The organism is Lysobacter sp. Soil_C_15, from assembly GCF_057657315.1.
Window position 1 is genome coordinate 359,308 of sequence record NZ_JBDGIR010000001.1, and the last position, 24,523, is coordinate 383,830.

19 protein-coding genes and 1 pseudogene are annotated in these 24,523 nt (G+C 70.3%); 6 read left to right on the top strand and 14 right to left on the bottom strand.

The features are described from left to right. The 6 genes from AC3A57_RS01640 to AC3A57_RS01665 form a co-directional block, all read right to left on the bottom strand. Complete coding sequence (locus AC3A57_RS01640) at window positions 1–846, bottom strand: N-acyl homoserine lactonase family protein (protein WP_487577271.1); 846 nt, start codon at window positions 844–846, stop codon at window positions 1–3. Between the two features lie 45 nt (window positions 847–891). Further along, window positions 892–1,515, bottom strand: coding sequence for a TetR/AcrR family transcriptional regulator (locus AC3A57_RS01645; protein WP_487577272.1), 624 nt, complete (start codon window positions 1,513–1,515; stop codon window positions 892–894). Window positions 1,516–1,836: 321 nt separating this feature from the next. Further along, complete coding sequence (locus tag AC3A57_RS01650; RefSeq protein ID WP_221670237.1) at window positions 1,837–2,106, bottom strand: hypothetical protein; 270 nt, start codon at window positions 2,104–2,106, stop codon at window positions 1,837–1,839. Further along, on the bottom strand, window positions 2,099–2,428 hold the full coding sequence (locus AC3A57_RS01655; RefSeq protein WP_487577273.1) for a hypothetical protein: 330 nt from the start codon (window positions 2,426–2,428) through the stop codon (window positions 2,099–2,101). The genes AC3A57_RS01650 and AC3A57_RS01655 overlap by 8 nt, the downstream gene beginning before the upstream one ends. A gap of 645 nt (window positions 2,429–3,073) precedes the next feature. Next, window positions 3,074–3,565 carry a hypothetical protein gene (locus tag AC3A57_RS01660; protein WP_487577274.1) on the bottom strand — a complete coding sequence of 164 codons (492 nt, stop codon included), beginning with the start codon at window positions 3,563–3,565 and terminating at the stop codon, window positions 3,074–3,076. A gap of 99 nt (window positions 3,566–3,664) precedes the next feature. Next, window positions 3,665–6,466: a PKD domain-containing protein gene (locus AC3A57_RS01665; RefSeq protein ID WP_487577275.1), complete on the bottom strand. Its 2,802-nt coding sequence runs from the start codon at window positions 6,464–6,466 to the stop codon at window positions 3,665–3,667. A 691-nt stretch (window positions 6,467–7,157) separates the two neighbouring features. On the opposite strand from AC3A57_RS01665, the gene AC3A57_RS01670 reads away from it, so the two are divergent. Then, window positions 7,158–7,883: an FKBP-type peptidyl-prolyl cis-trans isomerase gene (locus AC3A57_RS01670; protein WP_487577276.1), complete on the top strand. Its 726-nt coding sequence runs from the start codon at window positions 7,158–7,160 to the stop codon at window positions 7,881–7,883. A 15-nt stretch (window positions 7,884–7,898) separates the two neighbouring features. On the opposite strand, the gene AC3A57_RS01675 is transcribed toward AC3A57_RS01670, so the two are convergent. After that, complete coding sequence (locus tag AC3A57_RS01675; protein ID WP_487577277.1) at window positions 7,899–9,038, bottom strand: metallophosphoesterase; 1,140 nt, start codon at window positions 9,036–9,038, stop codon at window positions 7,899–7,901. An 83-nt stretch (window positions 9,039–9,121) separates the two neighbouring features. Beyond that, the gene (locus AC3A57_RS01680) at window positions 9,122–11,944 is read right to left on the bottom strand and encodes a TonB-dependent receptor domain-containing protein (protein WP_487577278.1); all 2,823 of its coding nucleotides are present in this window, start codon (window positions 11,942–11,944) and stop codon (window positions 9,122–9,124) included. 507 nt (window positions 11,945–12,451) lie between these two features. Here AC3A57_RS01680 and AC3A57_RS01685 point away from each other — a divergent pair. The 5 genes and pseudogenes from AC3A57_RS01685 to AC3A57_RS01705 form a co-directional block, all read left to right on the top strand. Next, the gene (locus AC3A57_RS01685) at window positions 12,452–13,003 is read left to right on the top strand and encodes an RNA polymerase sigma factor (RefSeq protein WP_487577279.1); all 552 of its coding nucleotides are present in this window, start codon (window positions 12,452–12,454) and stop codon (window positions 13,001–13,003) included. Beyond that, entirely contained in the window at window positions 13,000–14,013 is a 1,014-nt protein-coding gene (locus tag AC3A57_RS01690) for a FecR family protein (protein ID WP_487577280.1), read from the top strand. Before AC3A57_RS01685 ends, AC3A57_RS01690 begins: the two co-directional genes overlap by 4 nt. 387 nt (window positions 14,014–14,400) lie before the next feature. Then, window positions 14,401–16,209 (top strand): DUF7933 domain-containing protein, encoded by a 1,809-nt coding sequence (locus AC3A57_RS01695; RefSeq protein ID WP_487577281.1) that lies wholly within the window; start codon window positions 14,401–14,403, stop codon window positions 16,207–16,209. A gap of 119 nt (window positions 16,210–16,328) precedes the next feature. Then, entirely contained in the window at window positions 16,329–16,760 is a 432-nt protein-coding gene (locus AC3A57_RS01700; RefSeq protein ID WP_487577282.1) for a MarR family winged helix-turn-helix transcriptional regulator, read from the top strand. 108 nt (window positions 16,761–16,868) lie between these two features. Then, window positions 16,869–18,062: pseudogene (locus AC3A57_RS01705) on the top strand (aldehyde dehydrogenase family protein); the annotation flags it as partial. Between the two features lie 371 nt (window positions 18,063–18,433). On the opposite strand, the gene AC3A57_RS01710 reads toward AC3A57_RS01705, so the two are convergent. The 6 genes from AC3A57_RS01710 to AC3A57_RS01735 form a co-directional block, all read right to left on the bottom strand. Continuing rightward, window positions 18,434–19,078 (bottom strand): DUF2894 domain-containing protein, encoded by a 645-nt coding sequence (locus AC3A57_RS01710; protein WP_487577283.1) that lies wholly within the window; start codon window positions 19,076–19,078, stop codon window positions 18,434–18,436. Beyond that, window positions 19,068–19,721, bottom strand: coding sequence for an OmpA family protein (locus AC3A57_RS01715; protein WP_487577284.1), 654 nt, complete (start codon window positions 19,719–19,721; stop codon window positions 19,068–19,070). The genes AC3A57_RS01710 and AC3A57_RS01715 overlap by 11 nt, the downstream gene beginning before the upstream one ends. Then, on the bottom strand, window positions 19,718–22,108 hold the full coding sequence (locus tag AC3A57_RS01720) for a DUF802 domain-containing protein (protein ID WP_487577285.1): 2,391 nt from the start codon (window positions 22,106–22,108) through the stop codon (window positions 19,718–19,720). Before AC3A57_RS01720 ends, AC3A57_RS01715 begins: the two co-directional genes overlap by 4 nt. Window positions 22,109–22,115: 7 nt before the next feature. Next, window positions 22,116–22,823 (bottom strand): DUF3348 domain-containing protein, encoded by a 708-nt coding sequence (locus tag AC3A57_RS01725; RefSeq protein ID WP_487577286.1) that lies wholly within the window; start codon window positions 22,821–22,823, stop codon window positions 22,116–22,118. Window positions 22,824–23,006: 183 nt separating this feature from the next. Then, window positions 23,007–23,495, bottom strand: coding sequence for a YfbM family protein (locus AC3A57_RS01730; protein WP_487577287.1), 489 nt, complete (start codon window positions 23,493–23,495; stop codon window positions 23,007–23,009). Window positions 23,496–23,853: 358 nt separating this feature from the next. Then, window positions 23,854–24,513, bottom strand: coding sequence for a hypothetical protein (locus AC3A57_RS01735; RefSeq protein WP_487577288.1), 660 nt, complete (start codon window positions 24,511–24,513; stop codon window positions 23,854–23,856). Window positions 24,514–24,523: the final 10 nt, after the last annotated feature.

Genomic DNA, 24,523 nt, shown 5'->3' on the forward strand with positions numbered 1-24,523 from the left:
TCAGTCCAGGTAGGCCGGCAGCACCGGCAGCTTGGCGAAGTCCTCGGTCGAGTGCTGGATCACCAGGCGGGCGCGGTGGTGGCGAAGCAGGCCTTCGACGCGCTCGATCGAGGCCAGGGTGTCGCTGCGGCTGACGTTGAACACCGGCATGCGGCGATGCTTGCGGTTCTCGTGCGAATGGAAGAGATCGCCCGACAGCATCACCGCGCCGCTGCGCGGCAGCTTGACCAACAACACCTGGTGGCCCGGCGAATGCCCGGGCGCCTTGAAGATCCGCACCGAGCCGTCGCCGAACACGTCGTGGTCGCCGTCGATCAGCACGGTCTTGGCCTCCTGCCGGGCCTGGATCAGCTTGAGGTTGGTGCGCGCCGGCGCCGGGGTGGCGTTGAGCCATTCCAGTTCCTTGCGGTTGACGATCCAGGTCGCGTTCTGCAGCCGGTTGGCGTTGCCGAGGTGGTCGCCGTGGCCGTGCGAGAACGCGAAATAGTCGATGTCGTCGAAGCTTAGGCCCAGTTGCTGCAACTGCGAGGCGGCGGTCTTGGAGACGACGGCGCGGAACAGCGGCAGGCGCACGCCCTCGGGCGAACCGGCGTGCTGGTCGCCGAGGCCGGCATCCCACAGCAGGTCGCCCTGGGGATGGCGGATCAGGAAGCACGACGCCATCAGCGTGCCCGGATGGCCTTCGTACTCGCCGGTGTCGGCGAACGGGGCCAGGTCGTCGAACTGGGCGCGGCCGCAATCGATCGCGTACAAGCGCAGCTGTTGCGCCGCTTCGGCCGCCGGCGCCGACGAAAACGCGCCGCACAGGGCGAGCGCGAGCGAAAACCGCTTCAACCAAGAAGTCATGGCTTAGTCCTGAAAGATCTGAGGAGGGGGGAGAACCGAAGGAGGTCAGGCGTCGCCGGGCTGCGCCGGCCTGCGGCGACGGCGGACGACTGGCTGGGCGTGCTGCAACAACATCGCGGCGATCGCCTGCGCCGAGGCCGCGGGCGCGGCCGAGCCGGTACGCAGCGCGGTGACGATGGCGCCGTCGACCAACAACATCCATTGCTCCGCCAGCAGCGCTGCCCGATCGACGCCGGCCTCGGCCAGCAGGCCGCGCAGGTACTCGGTGACGCGCCGCTTGTGATCGTCGGCGATGAGGTGCCCGGCGTGGCGGCGGTCGGCCAGCTCGACCATCGAATTGATGAACAGGCAGCCGCGGAAATCGTCCCGGCCGAATCGCTCGGCCAGAGCATCGAACACCGCCAGCGGCCGGTCCTGCGGCCGCTCGCTCAGGCGTTCCACCGCCTGCGCCAGCCAGCGCCGCCAGTCCTCGCCGCGCTGGGTCAGGATCGCCGCGACCAGGTCGCTCTTGGACGGGAAGTGCTTGTAGAAGCTGGCCTTGGCCACGCCGGAGCGAGCAATGATCAGGTCCACCCCGACCGCGTGGATGCCCTGGGCGTAGAACAGCGCCGAGGCAGCCTGGAGAATGCGTTCGCGCGGGGAGTCGGCGGGGGCGGGGGCAGCAGGCATGGACGCAGTGTACAGACAGGTCTGTCTACGTCAAGTGGGGAATGAAGCGAGGATGGGGGCGCTCGCACCACGCGCCCTTGCGGATCGCTCGCGCCAGCGAACCCGCTGTTCCTATCGGGCCTGCACCGCGGCAGCGGCTGCGTCGTCCCGGCGCAGCGCGGGATCCGTCGCCGCGCTGGCAAACCTGGGCCTGCCGCCCGCAGCGTACCGGGCCGGCGGCCGCACCAAGATGCGCTGGCGCCGCCGCAGCGACGCTCGCTTGCGCGCGTCCGCCGTTGGAACGGTGCGGATCGCGACGTCCGGCGGCTGTGCCGGCGAGGTTCAGCCGGCGCTCTTCTTCGCCGCCAGTTGCTGCTTGGCCACGATCGCCGTCTTCTCCGACAACTGCTTCTTGGCCTCGAGCTGCTGCTTGCCGACCAGATCGGTCTTCTTCGCCAGCTGCTTCTTCGACTCGAGCTGCTGCTTGACCACCAGGTCGGCCTTGTTGGCCAGCTGTTTCTTGGCCTCCAATTGCACCGCGCTGAGCTTCTCGGCTTTCACCGCCAGCTGCTTCTTCGCTTCCAGTTGGGAAGCGGCGACCTTGTCAGTCATTTCGGCTCTCCTCTTCGGTATCGAACACGTGGCGCAATACGAAAGCCCGTTGATCCGCCGACAAGTCGGCGAGCAGGCCGTCGCGGGTCAGGGCTTCGTCCGCAAACACCTTGCATTCGGTCAGCGACGGATTCTGCCCGCTGGTCACCAATCGCACCTGCTCGTGGAAGCCGGCCTCGCACAACTGCCCCAGCGGGCAGGTGATGCAGGGGGTGCGGTCGCGGTCGGCGGGAAGATAGGCCTTCTCGCTGATGCAGTACTCCATGAACTCGGGGCCGTCGTAGCGCCGTCGCGGATCGACGTTGAAACCGGACACCTTCATCGCGACGCCTCCCCCTGGTTGGATCGCTGCTTGGATCGCTGTTCGGATCGCTGTTCGGATCGCTGTTCGGATCGCGGCCCGGCGGCGGCCGTCCGACCGCTGCGGCCGCCGTGCACGGTCGCAGGCGCGAGACTCGCACCGATCCGGCCCGCGTTTCGCGCCGCCGGTAGCAGATAAGCGCGTCGGTATCTGCGGCCACGGTCCGCCGCAGACTGCCCGCCTGCGACGGACGCAAACGGCTTTGCCGCGACGGCCGCGGTTTTCCGATACCGCTGATCGCTTGCCTGATCGGCAAATCCGCCGCCGACGCGCCGCCTGCATACGCTTGTGCCAACGTCGCGCTGCCGCGCCTGCGGCCAGGCCGCGCCGGACGATCCGACGATCGGCGTTCACAGGCGTCGCCCACCGGCGCTCAGCTCAACGACCGCATCGCCCGGAGAGCTCCGCATGCAGCGCCCGTACCGCAGCCGCCGGCACCACGTCCCGCGGCTTGTGCCGCCGGCTCGGCCCAGGCAGGCGCCACGCGGCTTCCGCCGAAGTCGCGAGAACGACGACGAAGAAAACGACGACCAGGGCGACGACGAGGACCGCGAAGACGACGAGTTGATCGGGCTGGCCCGCGTCGGCGCCGCGACCGGCAGTCGGCTAGGAAACCACGAACGCCCGCACTACCGGCCGCGCGCCGTCCAGCGACACTTCCACCCGGTAGGTCCCGGGCTTCCAGCCCGCCGGCTCGGCGACGCGGAAATCGTAGAAGCCCTCGCCATGAAACGCCGGCGTGCGCGCTTCCTGGTTGAACACCCGCCCGGCCGGATCGAACCAGCGCACGCTCAACCGCCCAGGCACGCGGGTCTGCGCGTCGCGGGTGGCGGTTCGTATGGTCGCGACCACGGTATCGCCCGGGACGAAGCGATTGCGCGGCGAGGACGCGGTCTGCGGTCGGGCACGGGCCGGACCGAGTTCGACCCCACGAATGGCCACGTCGGTCGCGATCGGCGCGTTCTCGCCGCCGGCGCCGTGCGCTCCGGGCGCGGCCCGAGCGGCCTCGGGCGTACCCGCCGGCCGGTCGCAGCCGGCCGAACAACAAGCCGCGGCGATCAACGCGGCGGCGACGATGCGATGCATATCCAGGTTCATGCCTGCAGTCCGTTGACGGCGCTGGCCGCGACTCGCAGCGCCAGCGCCGATTGTCGACAAGGCGGCGGGCCGCCGAAGCCGGCGGCCCGCCGCGCGGGTTTACTGCACCGTGCCGTTGAGGTCGAACGGCAGCTCCTGGGCCACGTCGGGCGCCGACGAGGGCGTGCCGACGTCGATCAGCGAACTCCAGCTGGACGTATCGACGTTGTACTGGCGCGCGTTGGCGCCGCTGCGGCCGCGCGCACCGACCACGGTTACCGGCGGCGCGAAGTGCGCGCCGGCGCTGCTGTCGGTACTGCCCCACACCAGCCAGTAGCTGCCGGCGGTGAAGAAGCCGGCCCCCGCGCAGGCCGCAGGCATGCTCAGGCGATTGCGCCAGACCTTGCGGGTGGTGACCGGGTCCACGCCCGGCGAGGGATACAGGCTGTTGCCGATGCGGTACAGCTTGGCCTCGGTCGAAGAGGCCAGCACGTTGCTGCCGGTGCTGCCGCACAGCAAGGCGCTGCCCGAGTCGCCCGGACGGCCGCGCCAGACCTGCAGCACGCCGGCGGTGAACGGCGAGGTCGAGCCGGTGGAGCCGGACTTGTAGGCGTAGACATCGACCGAGGACAGGGTCCAGCTCTGTCCGCTGGGCACGACGAAATCGTCGGCCAGGCGATAGGTCGCGTTGCTGACCGCATAGCCGGTGTTGGTATTGCTCTCGGCGGTGTTGCCGTCGTTGTTCTGCACCTCGCTCCAGGTCGTTCCGGTCGGCGCGGCGGTGCCGTCCTTGGCGCTGGCGCCGGTGCTCAGGCCGCCGTTGCTCCACACCCTGCCGCCCGAGGAACCGGCCGTGTAGCTGCCGGTCAGGCTCAGGCCGGAGTAGGCGCTGTAGCCCAGGACCATCACGTGGTACGTCCCGGCCTGGACGTTGGCGATGGCGCAGGTTTCGGTGTTGCTGTCGCTCTCGGACTTGCAGTCGAACACCGAGGTCGTGGGCGCCGCGCCGAAGCGCACGAACAGATCCGCATCGCCGCTGCCGCCGGAGGTCGCGAAGCGCAGGTTGCTCGCTCCGGCCGGCACTTGCAGGGTCCAGAACCGCTGGCTGTCCTTGGCCCCGGCGATACCGGTCACCGGCACGCCGTTGACCAGGGCGTTGCCGCTGGGCGGCTCGGACACCGTCACCGCCTTGGTGACCGAATGGCTGGCGCCGTCGTCGTCGGTCACCTTGAGGGTCACGTTGAAAGTGCCCGCGGCCGCGTAGGTATGCGAGGGGCTGGCGGTGGTCGAGGTGACGCCGTCGCCGAAGTTCCATTCGCGCGTAACGATGCTGCCGTCGGAGTCGGTGGACGCATCGGTGAAGCTGGCGGTCAGGTTCGAGGTTGAGAAGGTGAACGCCGCGACCGGGTTGGCGTTGCCGGGCGTGGTCACGGTCACCGGCTTGCTCGCGGTGTGGGTGGCGCCGCCGTTGTCGGTTACGGTCAGCGATACCGTGTAGGTGCCGGCACTCGTGTAGGCGTGGCTGGGGTTGGTCGCGGTGGAGGTGGCGCCGTCGCCGAACGCCCAGGCGCGCGACACGATGCTGCCGTCGGCGTCGGTGGAACCGTCGCTGAAGTTGGCGGTGAGGCCGTTGGTCGCGGCGCTGAAGTTCGCCACCGGCGGCACGTTCCCGCCCGAGGCCTTGTTGCAGGTGCCGGTGAAGTTGTCGGTCCAGGTCTTGCCGGCGACCGGGACGAAATCGCCGGTGTAGCCGCTCGCGGTCAGGGTCAGCTTGAGCACGCCGAAGGTATGGTCCTGGCTTTTTTCCAGCAAGGCGTGGGTGCCGCTCAGGTCGTACAGGTCGCGGCCGCCGGTGCCGATCAGCACCTGGCGCAGGCCGTCGCTCTTGGCCGTGCGGGTGCCGTCCATCTTGCCGTAGCGCTGGTAGTTGTGGTCGTGGCCGACCAGCACCAGGTCGGCCTTGGCCGCGTACAGCCGCTCGTAGATCGGCTTGACGTCGTCGTCGTTGCCGTAATGGCCGCGGCTGATCAAGGGATGATGGAAGTAGGCCGCGGTGCAGGGCTTGGTGTTCGCCGCCAGATCGTTGCTGAGCCAGGTCAGCTGCGCCGATGAGATGCTCCCCCCCGACATCGTGTTGAGAGCGATGAAGTGCCAGTCGCCGACGTCGTAGCTGTAGTAGCCCTTGCTGCGATCGCCGGCGCGATCCGGCATATCGTCGTCGTTGTAGTAGTCGAAGTAACCGGATGCGCCCGAGGTAAGATAGTCGTGGTTGCCCGGCGAGGGGCGAGTCAAGGCCTTGAACCGGCCCCAGCGCGGGTCGTACAGCTCGTTGTACTCCGACAGCTTGCCGCTACCGTAGGCGTTGTCGCCGGCGGTGAACACAGCCGCCGGGTTGATCGCGACGATCAAGTCCGAGGTGGCCTTGCAATCGGCCGGCGAGCTGTCGCAGATGTCGCCAGCGCCGGCCACGGTGACCGTGGTCAGGTTCAGGTCCTGGGTGCCGGCATCGTAGCTCTCGACCGCGTAACGGCTGTCGGGATCGCCGAAGTAGGGCTCGATGGTCACGCATTCGCCGCGGAAAGCGCGGGTGTGGAAGGATCGGCCATTCCAGTGCTCGCCCTGGAACACGTAACGGTCGCCGCCGGAGCTGGTAATACGCAACGAGTCGTAGCCTTGCAGCACCAGCTGCTTGAAGCCCAGCCGGATCCATTTGGCGCCGGCCTCGCAGACCCGATTGCCCGGCGTGGCCAGCAAGGCCGATGGCGCGGCCTGCAAGCGCTTGCTGACCACGCCGTCCTCGCTGATCTGAACGGTGCGTTGCGCCTGCACGGCGCTGGGCGATACGGCGATCGAACTTGCCAGCAACAACAGCGCGGCGAACGATCTGCGCCGGCGTATACCGCGTAAAGCTGGGGTGGCCATCAGAGTTTCCTCTTAGCTTCCGATTGGGATAGCCGCTGGCGCACCGATCCGCCGGCGCGCAGGGCATGCGCTCATCGCACAGGCGGACCTGCGGCGACGGGCCATGCCGCAACGGCCGGCGAGTGGGGATGACGCCATCGCCGCGCACGGCCAAACCGGCCCTGCCCTGCATCTAGCGATGGGTAAGCCGAACGCCGCAACGGCCGCCGGCGACGCGCAAGGATGCGAACGCTAATGTGTTCGATATCGATGCCATCGACATCTTTTGTGGATGAATCGCAGGGCGCCAGCCGCGCATCGGATATCGCGAAAGCGGTGTTTGAGCGCGCGTACGAAGTAGCCGTCGCGCCTGCACTTGCCGGCATGACCTGGTCTCGCGTCTGGCGAACGAATCGCCCCCTGTAGAGACGCAGACGGAGCCGATCGCCTATACCTCAGCTGCGATCGTCCGAATTTCTCATGATCTTTGGTTATTTGACTCGACCCGCCGCCGAGTGAAACAAACACCGCAAAACAAGGGATTTTGTGTGCTTTTCCGGCATCAGGAATCGTGACAAGCGCCATGAATCGAGTCCTGCGCGCGTGGCCGCTTCGCGTCCTCATTGCCATGCGATCCGTCGCCGCGTCACGCCCGTTCCGGTCCGATCGCGCCTTCCATCCACGCCTACGCCTTGTCGCCAGGAGCCTCGCCATGAACCGCGCCGCCCATGCCCTAGTCCTGTGCCTGCTGGTCCTGCCGGCCGCTTGCGGTTCCGACACCGGGCCCGGGGCCACCGCGGCCAAGGCCGCTACGCTGGCGTTGGACGGACCGCGCGACAAAGCCAGCTACATGGTCGGCCTGGATCTGGCCAAGCGGATCGGGCCGATCAAGGACGAGGTCGACATCGACACCGTCGTCGCCGCGCTGCGCGCCGCTCACGCCGGCGCGCCGGCCCAGCTCGACGACAAGCAGATCGCCGCGATCCGCAGCGAATTCGTCGCCCACCTTCAGGCCAAGCGCGACGCCGCGCTCAAGGCGCTGGCGCAGAAGAACCGCAACGAGGGCGCGCGCTATCTGAGCGACAACGCACGCCGCGACGGCGTCGCCACCACCGCCTCCGGCCTGCAGTACCGCGTCGAGCGCGGCGGCCGCGGAGCGAAGCCGTCGGCGGACAGCACGGTGCGGGTCAATTACGTCGGCCGCCTGCTCGACGGCCGCGAGTTCGAAAGCACCTACGCCACCGACCATCCGGCCGAGTTTCCGCTCAACCGGATCATGCCCGGCCTGCGCGAAGGCCTGATGCTGATGGCGCCGGGCGCGAAGAGCCGGCTGTGGATTCCGGCCGCGCTGGCCTACGGCGAGGCCGGCGTGCCCGGGCAGATCGAGCCCAATGCGACCCTGGTGTTCGATGTGGAGCTGCTCGAGGTGGCGCGCTGAGCGCGCCCCGCGATCTCAGTCCGTTTCTGCGTCGCGCGCCATCGCCTGCAGGGGCAGGCGCTTGCCCTCGGGCGTGGCGCGCTGCATCCGGCCGCGCTCGATCAGCAGCAACTCGCCGTACTCGCCGTTCTTGATGCTGCTGTCGATGCCGATCACCCGGCCATCCAGGTAGCTGCCGACCTGCTTGTGCGAGGTGTGGCCGACGACGATGCGGCGCACGCCGAGCCGGGCCAGCAGCGCCTCGACCTCGGCCTGGCCCAGCGTGGCGTCGTTGAAATAACCGCGATACCAGATCGGGCTGGTCTTGCCGTTGTACAGCGGCGCCAACGCCGGATCCTGCTGCCAGACGGCCTTGGGCGTGCCCAGCGAGGCGCGATAGCGCGCGTTGGTATCCGCGCGGCTCAGGCCCAGATCGAGGTAGTCCGCGGAAATGCCGCCATGGACGAACAGCAGGTCGTCGATGCGCAGGATCGCCGGCCGGCTGCGCAGCCAGCGGCCGAGCACGGTGTCGGGCCCGTACAGCTCGGCATAGGGCGTGCCCAGCTCGGCGGCCGCATGCCGGTAACGCTGGTTGACGTAGCGCAGGTCGTTGGCCAGCACCATCGCCTCGTGGTTGCCGATCAGCAGATGCACCCCGCCGCCGGCCGCGCGCGCCTGCTGCTCCAGCCCGTACAGCAGCCACAGCACCTGGTTGACCTGGGGACCGCGGTCGAACACGTCGCCGGCGATCACCAGATGGCCGCGGCCGTAGCTCCAGTCGAGCCGTCGATCGACGATGCCGTTGCTCTGCAGCAGCTTGCGCAGCAGCTCGTACTGGCCATGCACGTCGGACAGGGCGGCGATGCGCGCGACCCGGCCCGGCACCGTGTCCGGCGCCGGCTCGGCCGGCGCCCGCACGCTCACCGGCTTGGCGTAGCCGCATCGCGCCGGCACCGCCACCGGCCAGCCCGGCGCGGCGTAGCTGCGTTCGACCGTGCGGCCGGCGCAGACCCAGCGCGCCTGGATCTGGCCCGGCGCGTAGCGCAGATAGGGGCCGTCGTCGAAGGATGCCGCCGCTGCCGCGGCGGCGTCCGGTTCGGTTTGCGCGGCGGCCGCGAACGGCGCCGACAGCCCCCAGGCCAGCGCGGCGCGGAACAGGAAAGCAGGCAGTTTCATCGTCGTCAGTATCGCCATTCGTCCGCGCAGGGCCAAGCCGACGGCCCGCAGAAGCAGGGGCGCGCTGCGCCCCTGCGAACCGCTCAGCGGAAGCGATATTCGTACTCGACCGCGACCTCGCGGCCGATCGGGCTGTACACGTCGTAGAAGTACGGGAAGCTGGTGTTGGTCTCGTCGTGCGGGTGGGTGTTGTCGAACAGGTTGTTGACGAACAGCTTCAAGGTCGCCTGTTCGGTGATGCGCTTGGCCAGGTTCGCGTTCCACAGGATGTGGACGCCGGTGCGGCCGGCGCCGCTGAACTTGGGCAGGCTGCCGTAGCGGGTCATGAACAGGCTCGACGACCAGTCGCCCGCGCGCCAGTTGGCGCCGGCGCGCAGCCGGCTGCGGAAGTCGAGATTGCCCGGGTCGTCGCGCCAATCGCTTTCGACCGGATCGGTGGCGAACACCTGGCGCTCGGACTTGAGCGTGTGCGACCAGTTCAGGTCGAAGCGGAAGTCGCCGTAACGCTCGGTCTTGAGCCGCCAGTTGACCCCGGCGTCGATGCCGGCGACGCGTCGGTAGGACTGGTTGAGCGGCGCCGACTTGACCTGGACCACGCGGTCGATCGGCTCGCTGCCTTCGGCGCGCCGGGTCACCAGGGCGGTGACGTTGCGGCAATAGCCCGAGTCCGGCGCGAACGCGAACGGCTGGCCGTTGAGCCGCTTGCCGGTGCGGCAGCCGGCCTCGCCTTCGAGGATGCTGGTCGGGCTGAGGCGCTCGATCGCGCCTTCCAGTTCGATGCTCCAGTAATCGGCGGTCAGGGCCAGGCCGTCGGCGACGTCCCAGACCGCGCCGACGTTCCAGGACTTGCCGGTTTCCTCTTCCAGGTTCGGATCGCCCTGGCTGAGGCTGAAGACGTTGTAGCTGTAGCCCGAGCACCCCGGGTTGGCGCCCGCGGCGATGCAGCGCCAGGGATCGACCGCGTTGCCGAAACTGCCGCTGCCTTCGCTGAACACCCAATGCAGGTCCGGCGCCTTGAAGCTGGTGGCGTAGCTGCCGCGCACCAGCAGGCTGTCGAACGGACGCCATTCCAGGCCGGCGTTCCAGGTCTTGGCGTCGCCGACCGCGGTGATGTCGTCGTACTTGTCGAAGCGGCCGGCCAGGCTGGCCTTGAGCGTGCGGTGGAGCGGAATGCGCAGCTCCGCGCCGACGGCGTAGCGGTCGCGTTCGCCGCCACCGTTGGTGCCGGTCAGGTTGTACAGCTGGACCACGCCGGGCTGCACGCGCGGGTCGCTGGACAGGTCGTAGCCCTGCGAACTGGCTTCCAGCACCGCGGCCGCGCCGACCGGGCCGGCCGGCAGTTCGAACAGATCGCCGCTGAGCACGAAGCTGGCGGTGTTGACCCAGGACTCGGCCTCGTACTTGGCCACGGTCGAGATCGAGGCGTATTCCTGCGGCGTCATCGGCCGGTACCAGCGATCCAGGTTGAGCCGGTGGATCGGCACGCCGTTGGAGCGGGTGCCGAGCTGCGGGCCGAAGAAATAGTCGTTGACCCGGTTGCCGACCATGCGCCGGCGGGTGCGCTCGAACCAGTAGTCGGCGCGGCTGAAGGTGGCATCCCAGTCCCAGCGTTCGCCGAGCTTGCCGCGCAGGCCGAGCGCGACGTCGAGCGAGCGCTCGCGGTAGTGCTGGTTCATCGGTTCCACCCCGCCCAGGTCGACCGGGGTCAACAGGCGGTTCGGCGCGATCACCGCATTGAACTGCGGATCGTAGAAGTCGCCGCGGCGACCGACGCCGTCGGTATGCGGCCCGGTGACGCTCTCGAATCCGCCCAGCGATTCGACCCGCGAGCGCCAGGCCTGCACCGACGCCCAGCCCTGCAGGCCGTCGCTGAAGTCCCAGGTGCCGAACACGTAGCCGGCGAGCTCGTTCTTGCCTTTGCTCAAGTGCTGGTAGGTGGCGTCGCGCCAGCTGCCGCAGCCGTCGCCGAGGCTTTGCACGGCGTTGCCGCTGATGCGCTTGTAGGTATGGCGGAAGAACTCGCCGCCCCAGCGTTCGCAGGTGCCGGCCGGCGGCGCGATCAGCGGGCTGCTGCTACTGGTGCTGCCGCGGCGGATGCGCAGGCCGGCGTCGGGCTGCACGCCCAGGCGCGGGTCGGGGCCGGGATGCGCGCGCAGGTCCCACTCGTCGCGCTGGAAGCCGTACAGCAGCTCCTGGTTGTAGTACTGGAAAGCGTAGGTCAGGCCCCAGCGTTCGCCGGTCTTGCCGCCGGTCCATTGCAGGTCGAAACGGTCGCGCCCGCCCTGGGTGCTGGTGCCGGCGCGCAATTTGACTTCGTCGCCCTGGTAGCCGCGCTTGAGCACCACGTTGACCACGCCGGAGACCGCATCGGCGCCGTAGATCGCCGACGCGCCGCCGGCCAGGATCTCGATCCGGTCGACCGCACCGGAGGGGATGTTGCCGAAGTTCTGGAAGTTGCTGCGGCCCTCGTAAGGGAAGGGATAGTCGGCGGCGCGGCGGCCGTCGATCAGCAGCAGCGAGCGTCCCGGCCCCAGCCCGCGCAGGTTCAGCGGATGGGCATTGGCCGAGAAACCGCCGGACAGCTCGGTCTCGACCTGGCCGTTGGCCATCACCAGCGTATCCAGCGCTTCGAACACGGTGGCGTGGCCCTCGCGTTCGAGCTGCTCGGCGCTGATCACCGTCACCGGCGAGGGGCCTTCGATTTCCGCGCGCTTGATGCGCGAGCCGGTGACCTGCACCGTTTCCAGTTCGGTCGGGTCGGGTTCGGCCCGCGCCTGCGGCTCGCGCGGCTGGGCCGGCTTGGCCGGCGCGGCCTTGGGCGCGGCGACGATCGCGATCACTCCGCTCGCGGTCACCCGGTACGACAGGCCGCTGCCGGCGAGCAGGCGCGCCACCGCTTCGCGCACGGTGTAGCGGCCCGACAGCGCCGGCGCTGCGCCCGCGCACCAGGTCCGGCGGAATCAGGATCTGCGCGTCGGCCGCCGCCGCGACCTGGTTGAGCGCCGCCGCCAGCGGCTGGCTCGGCAGGACGTACTGGTGCGCCGGATCGGCGGCGGGCGGCGCCGCCGCTGCCGGCGCGAACGCGGCGGCGAGCGCCACGCCCAAGGCCAGGGCGAGCGCGCTCGCCAGCGGACGCCGGCCGGCGCGGGCCGGGGCGGCGATGAGCGAATCCCGTGGTTTGCTGCGCTGCGCCTGCGTCCGACTGCCCTGCTCCGCCTGTTGCGGTGAAACGATCCCCATTGCAACGCTCCCCGATGAGTGACGACGACGCCGCTTCCCTGGCACTCGATCTCCTTTCCCCAATCGATGCAGACGCAGTCCGGCGCGGATTCCTCACTCGCCTTTCGGCAGGGTTGCCGGCGGCCAGCCGGTGGCTTAGCGTAGCCCCCGCTTGTCCGGCCGCGGGAGGGGCGATGAACAACAGCGAAGCCGGCGATGCGCCGGAAGCTGGCGCTGCGCCCGGTGCCGCCGACCTGCCCTTGCTGGCGGCTCGCTATCGGCCGGCGCTGGTGCGCTACTTCACCCGCCACCTGCCCAGCGCCGACGACGCCGAGGACCTGGCCCAGGAGGCGCTGGTCCGGCTGGTGCGGATGCCGTCGCTGGATGGAGTGAGCAACGTCGAAGCGTTCCTGCTGCAGATCGCCTCGAACCTGCTGCGCGACCGCTTCCGCCGCGACAAAAGCCACCAGGCGCAGCATCACGTCTCGATCGACGAGGTGGCGCGCGACTGGCCGAGCGAGGACCCGCACGGCGAGTGCGTCTACGAAGGCAACCGTCGCCTGCAGTCGTTCCTGGCCGCGTTGGACGAACTGCCGCCGCGTTGCCGCCAGGTGTTCCTGCTGCAGCGTTACGAAGGCCTGACCTACAGCGCCATCGCCAAACGTTTGCAGATCAGTGTCAGCGCAGTGGAGAAGAACATGATGCGCGCGTTGCTGCATTTCGACGCCCGTCTGGGAGAAGCGTGAAAACCCCGTTGCTCAACGTGATCGAAGGCGGCGACCCGTCGCGGCGCCAGGCCGCGGCCTGGTTCGCGCGCATGCACGCCGACGACGTCGCCGAACGCGACCGCCAGGGTTGGCAGCAGTGGATGGCGGCCGACCCGCGCCACCGCGCCGCTTACGAGCGCATCGAGCGGCTGTGGTCGGCGGCCGGCGAGCACGCCCAGCATCCGCAGATCGCCCAGCGCCTGCGCGAGGCGGTGACGCCGCCCGCCGCGGCGCCGAAACGCCGCGGCCGCGCCGGCTACGCCTGGGGCGCGGCCGCGGCGGCCGCCGCGCTGGCGCTGGCCCTGTTCGTGCCCGGCCTGCTGCGCCGGCCGGCGCCGGAGCAGAGCTACCTCACCCAGGTCGGCGAAAGCCGCACCATCGCCCTCGACGATGGTTCGCGGATCAGCATGGACACCGACAGTCGGCTGGTCGTCGCCTACTCCGACGCCGAACGCCGGGTCACCCTGTTGCGCGGTCGCGCCTACTTCCGCGTCGCCAAACAGGCGCGGCCGTTCCTGGTCCGCAGCGACGAAGGCAGCGTGCGCGCGCTCGGCACCGAGTTCGAGGTTTATCGCCATGGCGACGCGCTGGAAGTCGCCCTGGTCGAAGGCCGGGTCGCCTTGCTCGCGGCGCCGGCGGGCGCGGACGCGGAACCGACGTTGTTGGCAACGCTCGATCCGGGCCAGAAAGCGCGCTTCGGCAAACGCAGGCCGCTGCAGCGGCTGGCCTCGGCGGCAGCCGGCGCGCAGCCGGGCTGGCTGTCGGGCAAGCTGGTGTTCGACGACCGCAACCTGGCCGAGGCGGTGGCCGAGTTCAACCGCTACAGCCGGCGCCGCCTGGTCGTGGACGGCGACGAAACCGCGCGACTGCGGGTCAGCGGCGTATTCCGCAGCGACGACCCGCACGCTTTCGCCGAAGCCTTGCAGGAGTTGTATCCGGTCGCCGTGGACGAGTCGGCCGAACGGATCCGGATCAGTTCGCGGCGCTGAGTCACCGGCGGCGCGACGGCGCCGGGCCGATGCGTCTGCCGGCGCCTGCCGCGAGCCCCGCCGCGGCCGAAGCGCGGCCCAACTGGCCGGAACCCCGAGGGTTAAATGTGCTAACAGGCGCATTTGTTGCATGATCGCAACGTGCCCAGGATCCGACGGCGAGCCTCGACCTGCTCGGCCAAGCCTTGGAAATCCATCCCATTCAACGAATTACCGGCTAATACAGCGACGGCCGCAGGCCTCGAGCGCACTGCAACGCGGCTGTCGAGCGGAAGGCGACAAAGGCGACCCGATACAAGTACTCACCGCGTCCCATTCTGTTAGAGTCCGCCCAACACGGGGGGGAATGTGATGGACACCTCAAATTTTCGCAGGTGTGCCGCCATATTGCTGTTGGCCTGCGCCGGGTCCGCGCACGCCCAGACCACGATCCTGCGCGAGACTTTCGAGAACCGCGCCGGCGCCGCACCGGTCAGGCTCAACACCTACACCGGCACCATCCCGGCCGGCGTGACCTACACCGCCGACCCGGTCTACTTGGGCAACTGCAACGGCTGGGTCGCGAAATGGAACGACCCCCATCAGGCGCCGGCGGCGAATACTCAGATCGCCGACTGCTTCAACAGCCAACTGGCCTGGTCCCTGGCGCTGTCGATACCGCAGGCGCTCGGCGTACTCAATGGGCAGACCCTGGCGGCGGCCAAGGAAAATCTGGCGCTGACCGCTTTCACCCAAGGCGGCACCTATACCGCTACCGACATCGAAATCCAGAGCTCGCAGGCGCCGCTGACGCCGATTCCGGCCGGCGGCAGCGGTCGCTTCGTCACCTTCGGCGTCGATGCCGCGGCACAAAGCTGCGGCGCTCCTTCGCCCCTGTTCCAGTTCTATCTGCTGAGCCCGAGCAACGTCGAAACGGCCTTGGGCGCCGTGCTCAACGTCTGCACCGATCCGCGCGGCATCGATCTGATCGTGAGCAATCGCAACACCGATACGCAAATCGTCCCGGTGCGCGCGGTGCGCCTGCTCGCCACCGCCAGCACGCTCTATACCGGCGGCGCCACCATCGGCGTGCGCATGCGCAATACCGCCGCCACCGCGGCCGGCAACGACGGCGGCATCGACAACCTGTTGATCCTCGACGTCACCCCGACCCTGAGCAAATCCGCCACGCCGCTGCTCAGCTACGTCGGCCAGACCAAGACGCTGACCTTCACCGTGACCAACACGCCGGGCGACAACCTGGCCAAGACCGGCTGGGGCTTCACCGACACCCTGCCCGCCGGCGTCGTCGTCGCCAGCCCCAACGGCGTGATCAACACCTGCGGCGGCACCGTCACCGCAACCGCCGGCGCCGGCTCGATCGCGATCGCCAACGGCGCCCTGCCGGCCGGTACCGCCGGCGGCCCAGCCAGCACCTGCACCCTGACCGTCAACGTGGTCAGCAACACCGCCGCCAGCTACAGCAATGGAGCGAGCAATATCGGCAGCTCCACCGGCCTGAACCTGCCGCCGACACCGGCGGTGATGGAATGGGTGCAGAACCGGCTGACCCTGACCAAGATCAGCAACGGCCTCACCGGCGCCTTCCAGTTCGCCGGCAACAACGGCATCGCCAACCACACCATCACCACCACCGCGGCCGGCGCGCCCGGCACCGCCGGTGCGCAACAGACGCTCACCGTCGGCAGCACCACCGCCAACACCGTCGTCACCGAGACCGCGGCGGCCGGCTGGGCGATCACCGCCGCTACTTGCACCGGCCTGGTCGCCGGCCAGAGCCCCGGCTTCACCGCCACCACCCTGACCCTGCCCTTCGCCGGCCTGGCCCTGCAGAGCGGCGGGCGCAACGTCGCCTGCACCGTCAGCAACACCTTCTCGGCCGATCTGTCGATCACCAAGACCAACACGCCGAACATCAACAACGACCTCGACCAGGCCGCCGATACCGTGGTGAAGGGCTCGACCACGACCTACACCATCGTCGCCCGCAACAACGGCCCGGGCACCGTCACCGGCGCCATCCTGCGCGACCCGCCGCCGACCAACCTGTCCTGCAGCACGCCGGTGCCGTGTGCGGGCAGCGCCTGTCCCGGCGCGACGATCCCGCTGGCGACGCTGCAAGGCGCCGGCGCGGTCCTCGGCACCATGGCCAGCGGCGACACCGTGCAACTCTCCCTGAGTTGCACCGTGTTGTAGCGAAACCTCGTAGCGAAACCAGCCCGCACCGCCAGCCTCGGCCGGGCTGCGAGGCTTGCGGTACAGTGGCCGCCGTCCGGCGCGATGCCGTGGCGCGCCCACTTCTCCGCGAGTCCCCGATGGCAGCCAGCCGCGACATCGACATCCTCAACCTGGTCAACACGGTGGCGCACCAGGCCACCGCCGGCATGCAGCGCGCGTTGCGCGAGGCCGAACTCGGCCTGGTCGCGATGGAGGCGCGCACCCTGCGTTTCGTCGCCCGCCATCCGGGCTGCACCCAGAACGACATCGTTCGCGAGAGCGGCCGCGACAAGGCGCAGATCGCCCGCGTCATCAAGGCCTTGCTGGACCGCGGCGAGATCCGCCGCCTGGCCGACGAGCCCGGCGAGAAGCGCCTGCGCCTGCAGATCACCGACGCCGGCGCGGCCACCCATCGCCATGCCGAGGCCCTGCGCGGCAAGGTCGCCCAGTCGCTGCTGCGCGGCCTGGACGCCGGCGAACGCCGCAGCCTGCAAGCGCTGCTGCAGCGCATGACCGAAGCCGAGTCCTGACCCGGGCCCGGGACATGCATCAGGTTGACTTTATCAACCAGCTGGCCGAAAGTTGATAAAATCAACCCGGTAGCGGCCCGTCCGCGCCCCATCCCGCAGGCGCCTTGCATGACTCCAGTCTCCGCCGACACCGAAGCCTACGACGCTCACGCTCTGGACGCGCTGCGGGACTCGCTCGCGCAACGTCCGCCGGCGCTGCTGATCGACGGACGCTGGCAAGCCGCCGCATCCGCCGCCGCCCTCCAGGTCGACGCGCCGGGCGACGGCCGGCCGCTGGCGCGCATCGCCGCCGGCGACGCGCGCGACATCGACCTGGCGGTCGCCGCGGCCCGGCGCGCGTTCCGCCACGGGCCCTGGCCGCGGCTGCCGGCGACGCGGCGCGCGGCGCTGTTGTTCGCCCTGGCCGACGCGATCGAGCGCGAGCGGATCGGGCTGGCGCGGCTGGAGTCGCTCGACGCCGGCCATACCCTGCGCTCGATCCTCGCCGGCGACTTGGCCCAGGGCCTGCGCTCATTGCGCGACTACGCCGGCTGGGCGACCAAGATCGCCGGCGAGACGCCGGCGCAACCGGCCGATGCCGGGGCGATGGACTACTTCCTGCGCGAACCCATCGGCGTCGCCGGCCTGATCACGCCGTGGAACGCGCCGTTCCTGATGGTGCTGCAGAAACTCGCCGCCGCGCTGGCGGCCGGCTGCACCGCGGTGATCAAGCCGGCCGAACTGGCGCCGTTGAGCGCGCTGCGCATCGGCGAGTTGTGCCTGCAGGTCGGCATCCCCGCCGGCGTGGTCAATATCGTCACCGGCACCGGCGCCGCGGCGGGCCGGGCGCTGGCCGAGCATCCTGATGTCGACCTGGTCAGCTTCACCGGTTCGACCGCGGTCGGACGTTCGATCCTGGCCGCCGCCGCGCACAGCAACCTCAAACGGGTGGTGCTGGAACTGGGCGGAAAATCGCCGGTGCTGGTGTTCGCCGACGCCGACCTGGACCGGGCCGCGACCGCCATCGTCGCCGAGATCGCGTTCAAGAGCGGCCAGTACTGCGCCGCCGGCTCGCGCGTATACGTGCAGGCCTGCGTGCGCGAGGCCTTGATAGAGCGCATGCAGGCGGCGATGGACCGGCTGCGGGTCGGTCCCGGCCATCTCGCCGACAGCGACATGGGGCCGATGATCTCGCAGGCCCAGCGCGAACGCGCCCTGGACATCGTCGGCCACAGCCGCGCCGCCGGCGCGCGCCTGTTGCGCGGCGGGCATGCGCTGCCCGGGCCGGGCTATTACTTCGAGCCGACCTTATTGACCGAGGTTGCCGCCGACAGTTGCCGCCGACATGCGCGCGATGCGCGAAGAGATCTTCGCCCCCGCTTTGGCGGTCGCGTCGTTCGCCGACGACGCCTCGCTCGACCAGGTCGCGGCGCTGGCCAACGATTCGGCCTACGGGCTGTCGGCCAAACTGTGGGCGCGCGATGTGGGCACGGTGCACGGTCTGATCCGCCGGCTCGAATCCGGCCAGGTCGTGGTCAACGGCGGCGGCGGCGAGGCGGTGCTGCCGTTCGGCGGCGTGAAACAGTCCGGTTACGGCCGCGAGAACGGCCACGTCGGCCTGTCGGCCTTCACCGAAATCAAATCGGTGCGCCTGGGCTACTGACGGCGCACGCGGGGCGATCGCCGCGACGCGCTCATTCGCGCCGCTTGCGCGGCTTGTCGCGGCCGCGCTTGCCGTTGCCGGCCGGGCGCTGGGCGTCCTCGGGCTCGATCACGCCGTCGGCCTGCAGGTGCTCGATCCAGGCCAGGGTGTCGACATAGGACAGGAATTGCTGCAGATACTCCGGCGACGCCTCGCGCATCAGCAGCAACGAACGGTGCACCAGCCGGCCGGAATTGAGCGGCCCGGCGTTCTGCGGCGCCTGCTCCAGCGATTGGCGCAACTGGCTGTCGGCGCGCAGGCCGGCCCACAGCGCGCGGAATTCCGCCAGCGCGCCGAGTTCGGGAAACGGCGTCGACGAAGCGGCCGTGTCGATGCCGAGCGAGCGTTCGCGCGCCGCGGTCTCGCCGGCCGCGTCCCGGACGAGCGCGGCCAGCGAATCGGCGGCCGACGGTGGTTCGGCCATCGCCGCCTCGGCGCGCGCCTGCGCTACGGCGGCGAAGTCCTCGGCCAAGGCCTCCAGGCGCGCCTCCAGCAACCGCCGCGCCTCGCCGTCGCGGCTGCGCGCGCGCCGCGCCAAGGCCTCGATGCGATGGAAACGCAAGGGCTCGGCGCGATCGGCGCCTTGCGCGCGCCAGGCCTCGAGCCGGGCGACGAACTGCGCGGCCTTATCGTCCACGCGCGGCCGTACCGGTCTTGGATGGCTTCGGCACCGGCGCGATTTCCACCCGCCGGTTGCGGCTGCGTCCGGCCTCGTCGGCGTTCGAGCCGACCGGCTGTTCGGCGCCGAACGCGGCCGCGAACAGCGACCCCGAGGGCACGCCCTCGGCGATCAACGCGCGGGTCACGGTCAGCGCGCGCTGCGCCGACAGTTCCCAGTTGTCGGCGAACTGCCGATTGCTGTCGCTGACCTGACGGTCGTCGGTGAAGCCGCTGACCATCAGGATCTCGTCGCGCGAGCGCAGATAGCCGGCCAGCGGGCCGGCCAGGCTCTTGAGCAGTTCGCGCCCTTCCGGCTGCAACTGGTCGGAATTCAACGCGAACAGCACGCTGCCGCTGATGCCGATGCGGCCGTCGACCAGGGTCACCCGGCCCGCGGCCAAGGGCCCGGCCAAGGCCTGCTCCAGGGTCTGGCGGCGCTGCGCCTCCTGCTGCCGGCGCTTGACCTCCTGGTCGAGGCGATCGGACAGCTGCAGCTGCGCGCCGATCACGCCGACCAGGATCAGCACGAACACGCCCAGCAGCACCGACATCAGGTCGGCATAGGCGGCCCAGACCGGCGCCGAAGTGCCGGCTTCGGCGTCGTCGAACTCCACGCTCATGCCGCTTCGGCCCCGGCGCGCCGTTCCGCCAGTTGCTGCAGGTTCTCGATGATCTGCTTCTGCGACAGCACGCTCAGGTCGATGACTTCGCGCGCCTGCGCCACGTAGTAGCCCAGTTGCTCGTCGCTGCGCGACAGCGACTTCTCCAGCGCGTTCTCGACCCCCAGCAGGCGTTCGGAGAGCTGCTCGCTGGATTCGCCGAACGCCTGCACCGCCGCGCCGAAGGCCTCGCCCAGGCTGGCGACTTCGGCCGCGCCGACCGAGACCTGCGCGGCCAAGCCGCCGAGCTTGCCGGTTTCGATCTCGACCCGTTCGCTGAAGCGGCTGCCGACCTGTTCCAGCGCCTGGGACGAAGCGGCCAACAGAGCGTCGACCGCCGCGCGCTGTTGGGTCGAAGCGTGGTCGACCGCGTCGAGCAGGGTTTCCAGGGTCGCCAGCAGCCGGTTGCGCTCCTCCAGCATCGCGGTGTCGCGGACCATGCTGTCGGACAGCTTCTGGCGCAGCTCGGCGACCACCTCGGCCGCGGCCTTGGGCGCTTCGGCGGCGGCATCGACCAGGCGCGAGATCTCGGCGATCGTGTCGCGGGCATGGCCCTGCGCCTGGGCGGCGATCTCGTCCGCGGTGCGCGCCAGGGCGTCGCAGATCGCCTGCTGGCGCTCGCTCGCCCGCTCGCCGGCCTGCTCCCAACGCTGGCCCAGATTCGCCGCCATGCCTTCGAACGCGCCGGTCCACGCGGTCAGGCGCTGCTCGTCGCGCGACTCCAGCGTCGCCTGCAGCTCGGCATGCGAGGCCTGGGCGGCGCGCACCAGTTCGGCGGCGGCCTGGGGCGCTTGCGCCGCGGCATCGACCAGACGCGCCACCTCGGCGAGGGTGCCCTGGGCATGGGTTCGCGCCTGCGCGGCGATGTCTTCGGCGGTGCGGGCCAGGGCGTCGCAGATCCGCTGCTGACGCTCGGCGACCTGCTCGCCGGCCTGCTGCCAGCGCTGGTCCAGCGCGCCGGTCAGGGCTTCGAAGCGCTCCGACCAGAGCGCCAGGCGCTGCTCGTCGCGCGCGGCCAGGCTGGCCTGCAGCTGCGCGTGCGAATCGTCGGCGCCGCGCACCAGCGCCGCGGCCTGGGCCTGGAAGCCGGCGGTCGCCGCGCTCAGCGCTTCGCGATTGCGCGCCGCCAGTTCCTCGTGCGCAGCGGACTGCCGCGCCAGGGCGTCGCTCCAGGCCTGCTCCGTGCGCTGCGCGTCGGCCTGCATGCGCGAAGAAAGGTTGTCGAGCAGATCGGTCGCGCCGCGACCGAAGGTTTCGGCGACGCCGTCCAGGCTCTGGCGCAGATCGCGCACCAGCGCTTCATGGGCGCGGCCCTGGTCGGCCAGGGCCCCGTTCCAGATCCCGGTCACCGTGCTCGCGGTGGCGGCGAAGCCCGCCGCCAATCCGTCGGCCTGGCGTTGCACCGCCGACTCGACCGAGGCGTGCAGCGCGCGGGTCTGCTCGGCGATCGCGCCCATGGTGGCGTCGACCATCGGCTGCAACGCCGCGCCGCTGGCGCGCACGCTGTCGCCGATGCTGTCGCGCAGCGAGTCCTGCACCGACGAGGCCAGGCGCGCGTAGGCCGCTTCGGTGCGTTCGTGGAAGGCTTGCTGCGCCGCCGTCTGGCGTTCGTGCGCGACCTGGCTGTGCTGCTCCAGCGCGGTTATCATCGCCTGCATCCGTTCGATCAGCGCCGGCATGGCGTCGGCCTGGCGCTGCAGCAACTTGAACGATTCTTCGCGGCGCTGCGCCTGCGAATAGCCGCGCAGATCGGTCGCGATGGCCGCGTCCAGGCCCTGCACCGCCTGGTTGCGTTCGCGTCGGCACAGCGCCGACAACAAGCCGAGCATGGCCGAGGCGGCGACGCCGGCGATCGAGGTGCCGAAGGCGAAGCCCAGGCCGGCCACCGGCGCGGCGATCGAGTCGCGCACCGCCTGCAGGTCGGCGGCGCTTTCCAGCGCCAGCCCGGTGCCGCGCAAGGTGGTCATCATGCCGAGCAGGGTGCCGAGCATGCCCAGCAGCACCAGCAAGCCGACCAGGTACGGGGTCAACGCCGGCGCCGGCAAGGCCGCGCGCTCGCCCTCCACGCGCAGGCGCACCGCCTGGCGCAGCGAAGGGTCCAACGCCTGCAGCCATTCGCCCAGCGCCGGCGGCGGCGGCGGCGCCGACAGGCCGTCGAGCGCGCGGCGCAACGAGGCGGTCGCCTGCCGATAGCGATGCAGCTCCAAGGCGCCGGCGCAGTAACAGGCGCCGATCAGGACCGCGACCGAAAGCGCCAGCGGATGGCTGCCGACATAACCGGCGGCGACCCAGACGATGGCGGCCAGGCCGGCGAGAAAGACGAAGGCGTGCAGCGAGGGCTTGGACATATCGTTCTTATGAATTGTTGCGCAGGGCCGAGAGCAAACCCTCGGCCGGTTGAAGTCGTACATCCAGCTCGGCCAGCAGCAGGTTGCGCATGTCGCGGCGGAACGTGTCCAGCCACGCCTGAGCGCACGGCGCCGCGGCCGCATCGTCCTGCGCCGCCAGGCGCAAGCGTTCGAAGTGTTCGCCCAGCAAGGCCGGCGCCGAGCCCAGCAAGGCGCGCTCGCGCCGGGCCAGCGCGCGTTCCATCACCTGGTCGACCGCGGCCAGCTGCGCCATGCCCGGCGTGCCCAGGCTGAGCCGGTCGCGCAGGCGTTCGCGCAGGCGGCCGGCGCCGGCTTCCATGGTCTGCTGCAGGGCCAGGTAGCGTTGACGGAAGAACGGGTAATCGGCGGCGTCCTCGACCCGCGGCGCGGCCGGCGCGCCCGCTTCGGCGGTGGCGAAGGCGCGGTCGCCGGCGATCGCCTGGCTCAGCGCGCTGCGCACCTTGGCGCACTCGGCCGCCTCGCTGTCGGCGCACACGCGTTCGCCCGGCGCGGCGGCCAAGGGGGCGGCGTCGAGCGCGGCCGACAAGGTCAGCGAATGCGTCCAATCGACCCACTGGCTCAAGCGGTCCGACAGCGGCTGGCTCGGCTGCGGTATATCGGCGTGGGTCAGGCGGGCGAGCAGGCGAATGAACGTCGGGCCGCGGACCGTCGCCCGTCGTGAAGCTTCCATCATTACCGCAGGCTAAAAAAGGCGGCTATTTTACACGGCGAAGGCGACCGCTTGCTGACCGCCGCTCCGACGCGCCAGGCAGAAAACGCCGCTCGATTCAGCGGATTCATATTCATGCCCGGATGGCGGCGAACGCCCCTGCCCCCGGGCGAGCGGCGCCCGGGGCCGCTCGTGAGGCGACCTGTATCAGTTGATATAGGCCAGAACCGCATCGCCGCGTTGCGCAGCCTCGCGGTAGAACGCCACCAACTCCAGATAATACCCAAGCACATATTCCCGCCCTTCCTGGTCGTCGCGCTGCCAGATCTGCGGATAGATCTCGGCCGCGGCCAGGGCCGCGGGCGAGAATCTCGCACCGAACTGCGCCGCATCGATCGCCGACAAGGCCGCCGACACGGCCTGGACCTGGCTCGGACTGAGGTAGCGCACCGGCCCGTAGCCAACGTCCTCGCCGATCGCCTGCCCGCCCAGTACCGCCAGGAACAAGGGCGCTTCGCCCTCCCAGGCGCTGCCGTTGAGGGTGAAATGGATCGCGTGCCAGGCCTTGTCGATGTCCAGATGGTTTTCCGGTTCGTCCTCATCCGGATAGATGAAGCTATGCACCGCGCCGGGATCGTCGAGCAGGGCTTGCAATTGCGCCGGCGACAGCGCGGCGAAGTTTCCGATCATCCCCATTACGTTTCTCCGTCCCACCGCGCACCCGGCCGCGCGGCCGCCCGGGGCAAGCGCCGCAGGGCGCGGCAACAGCGCACAGCGCCGGTTCCGTCCTGTCCGCAGGCGGCGGCGCTCAGTTTGCCGGACAGCTTTGAGGTTGGGTAAGGCGGTCTCCATCGGATGTCGATCGCCTGAACGCCTGCGGCGCCGGGGAATGCTCGGCGAAAACCGCGCGATGCGAATGAAATGTCGACTCGACGGCGCCTCATCCGCAGTTGCTCCTATCGGCCGCGCCGACGTATTCGAACCGGTGCCGCATGAATGCCGTCCCGATCGTGCGCCGCCGACCATCGGCCCGAATCGTGACCGCACCGGCGGCTCAGCCGCGCATCGCCAGGATCGCGCCGGCGATACCCAGCGATGCCGTCCAGCCGTGCCGCACCGCGCGTGCGCCGGCCCACGACGACAGCCCGGCAAGGCCGCGGGCGACGCCGGTCGCGATCGCGGCGACGACCAGCAGCATCGCCGCCAGATGCACGGCGGCCATGGCCAGGGCGAACGCGAGCGGTCCGCCCGACGCGGCCGCATCGCCCGTCGCGCACATCGGCCCCAGGGTCGGCAACAGGATCAAACCGGCGCCTTGACCGGTCGCCGCCAGGCACGACCACAGCGCGAGACCGGCATGGCCGCCGCACCCAACCGGCGCTACGCGCGCCGATACGGCAGACGCGGCGGACAGGTCGCTACGGACCGAACCGGCGTCTTGCAAGGCTCGATACACCGCGGTCGCGATCAGCAGCGCCGCGGCGCACCGCCTGCTGAGCCCGGCATCGAGCCACAGCCCCTGGGCGAAGGCGAACCCGGCGATGGCCAGGGCGGCGATGTGGCCGACGGCCAGGGCGAGCACGCCGCGCGCCGTCGCCGCCGCGCCGTGCGGGCCCGCCTCCCGCGCGGCGAGTAGGCACCAGCCGTTGACCGGGCTGAGCCCATGCAGCGCGCCGGTCGCCGCCATCAACGCCCAGGGCCACCACCCGTCCACGCGCGGGCCC

Excerpts from the sequence above, each read along its gene's own strand:
- AC3A57_RS01725 (WP_487577286.1), bottom strand. The coding sequence starts at position 22,823 with ATGATGGAAGCTTCACGACGGGCGACGGTCCGCGGCCCGACGTTCATT.
- AC3A57_RS01730 (WP_487577287.1), bottom strand. The coding sequence starts at position 23,495 with ATGGGGATGATCGGAAACTTCGCCGCGCTGTCGCCGGCGCAATTGCAA.
- AC3A57_RS01640 (WP_487577271.1), bottom strand. The coding sequence starts at position 846 with ATGACTTCTTGGTTGAAGCGGTTTTCGCTCGCGCTCGCCCTGTGCGGC.
- AC3A57_RS01655 (WP_487577273.1), bottom strand. The coding sequence starts at position 2,428 with ATGAAGGTGTCCGGTTTCAACGTCGATCCGCGACGGCGCTACGACGGC.
- AC3A57_RS01670 (WP_487577276.1), top strand. The coding sequence starts at position 7,158 with ATGAACCGCGCCGCCCATGCCCTAGTCCTGTGCCTGCTGGTCCTGCCG.
- AC3A57_RS01715 (WP_487577284.1), bottom strand. The coding sequence starts at position 19,721 with ATGAGCGTGGAGTTCGACGACGCCGAAGCCGGCACTTCGGCGCCGGTC.
- AC3A57_RS01665 (WP_487577275.1), bottom strand. The coding sequence starts at position 6,466 with ATGGCCACCCCAGCTTTACGCGGTATACGCCGGCGCAGATCGTTCGCC.
- AC3A57_RS01650 (WP_221670237.1), bottom strand. The coding sequence starts at position 2,106 with ATGACTGACAAGGTCGCCGCTTCCCAACTGGAAGCGAAGAAGCAGCTG.
- AC3A57_RS01685 (WP_487577279.1), top strand. The coding sequence starts at position 12,452 with ATGAACAACAGCGAAGCCGGCGATGCGCCGGAAGCTGGCGCTGCGCCC.
- AC3A57_RS01645 (WP_487577272.1), bottom strand. The coding sequence starts at position 1,515 with ATGCCTGCTGCCCCCGCCCCCGCCGACTCCCCGCGCGAACGCATTCTC.
- AC3A57_RS01660 (WP_487577274.1), bottom strand. The coding sequence starts at position 3,565 with ATGAACCTGGATATGCATCGCATCGTCGCCGCCGCGTTGATCGCCGCG.
- AC3A57_RS01675 (WP_487577277.1), bottom strand. The coding sequence starts at position 9,038 with ATGAAACTGCCTGCTTTCCTGTTCCGCGCCGCGCTGGCCTGGGGGCTG.
- AC3A57_RS01700 (WP_487577282.1), top strand. The coding sequence starts at position 16,329 with ATGGCAGCCAGCCGCGACATCGACATCCTCAACCTGGTCAACACGGTG.
- AC3A57_RS01720 (WP_487577285.1), bottom strand. The coding sequence starts at position 22,108 with ATGTCCAAGCCCTCGCTGCACGCCTTCGTCTTTCTCGCCGGCCTGGCC.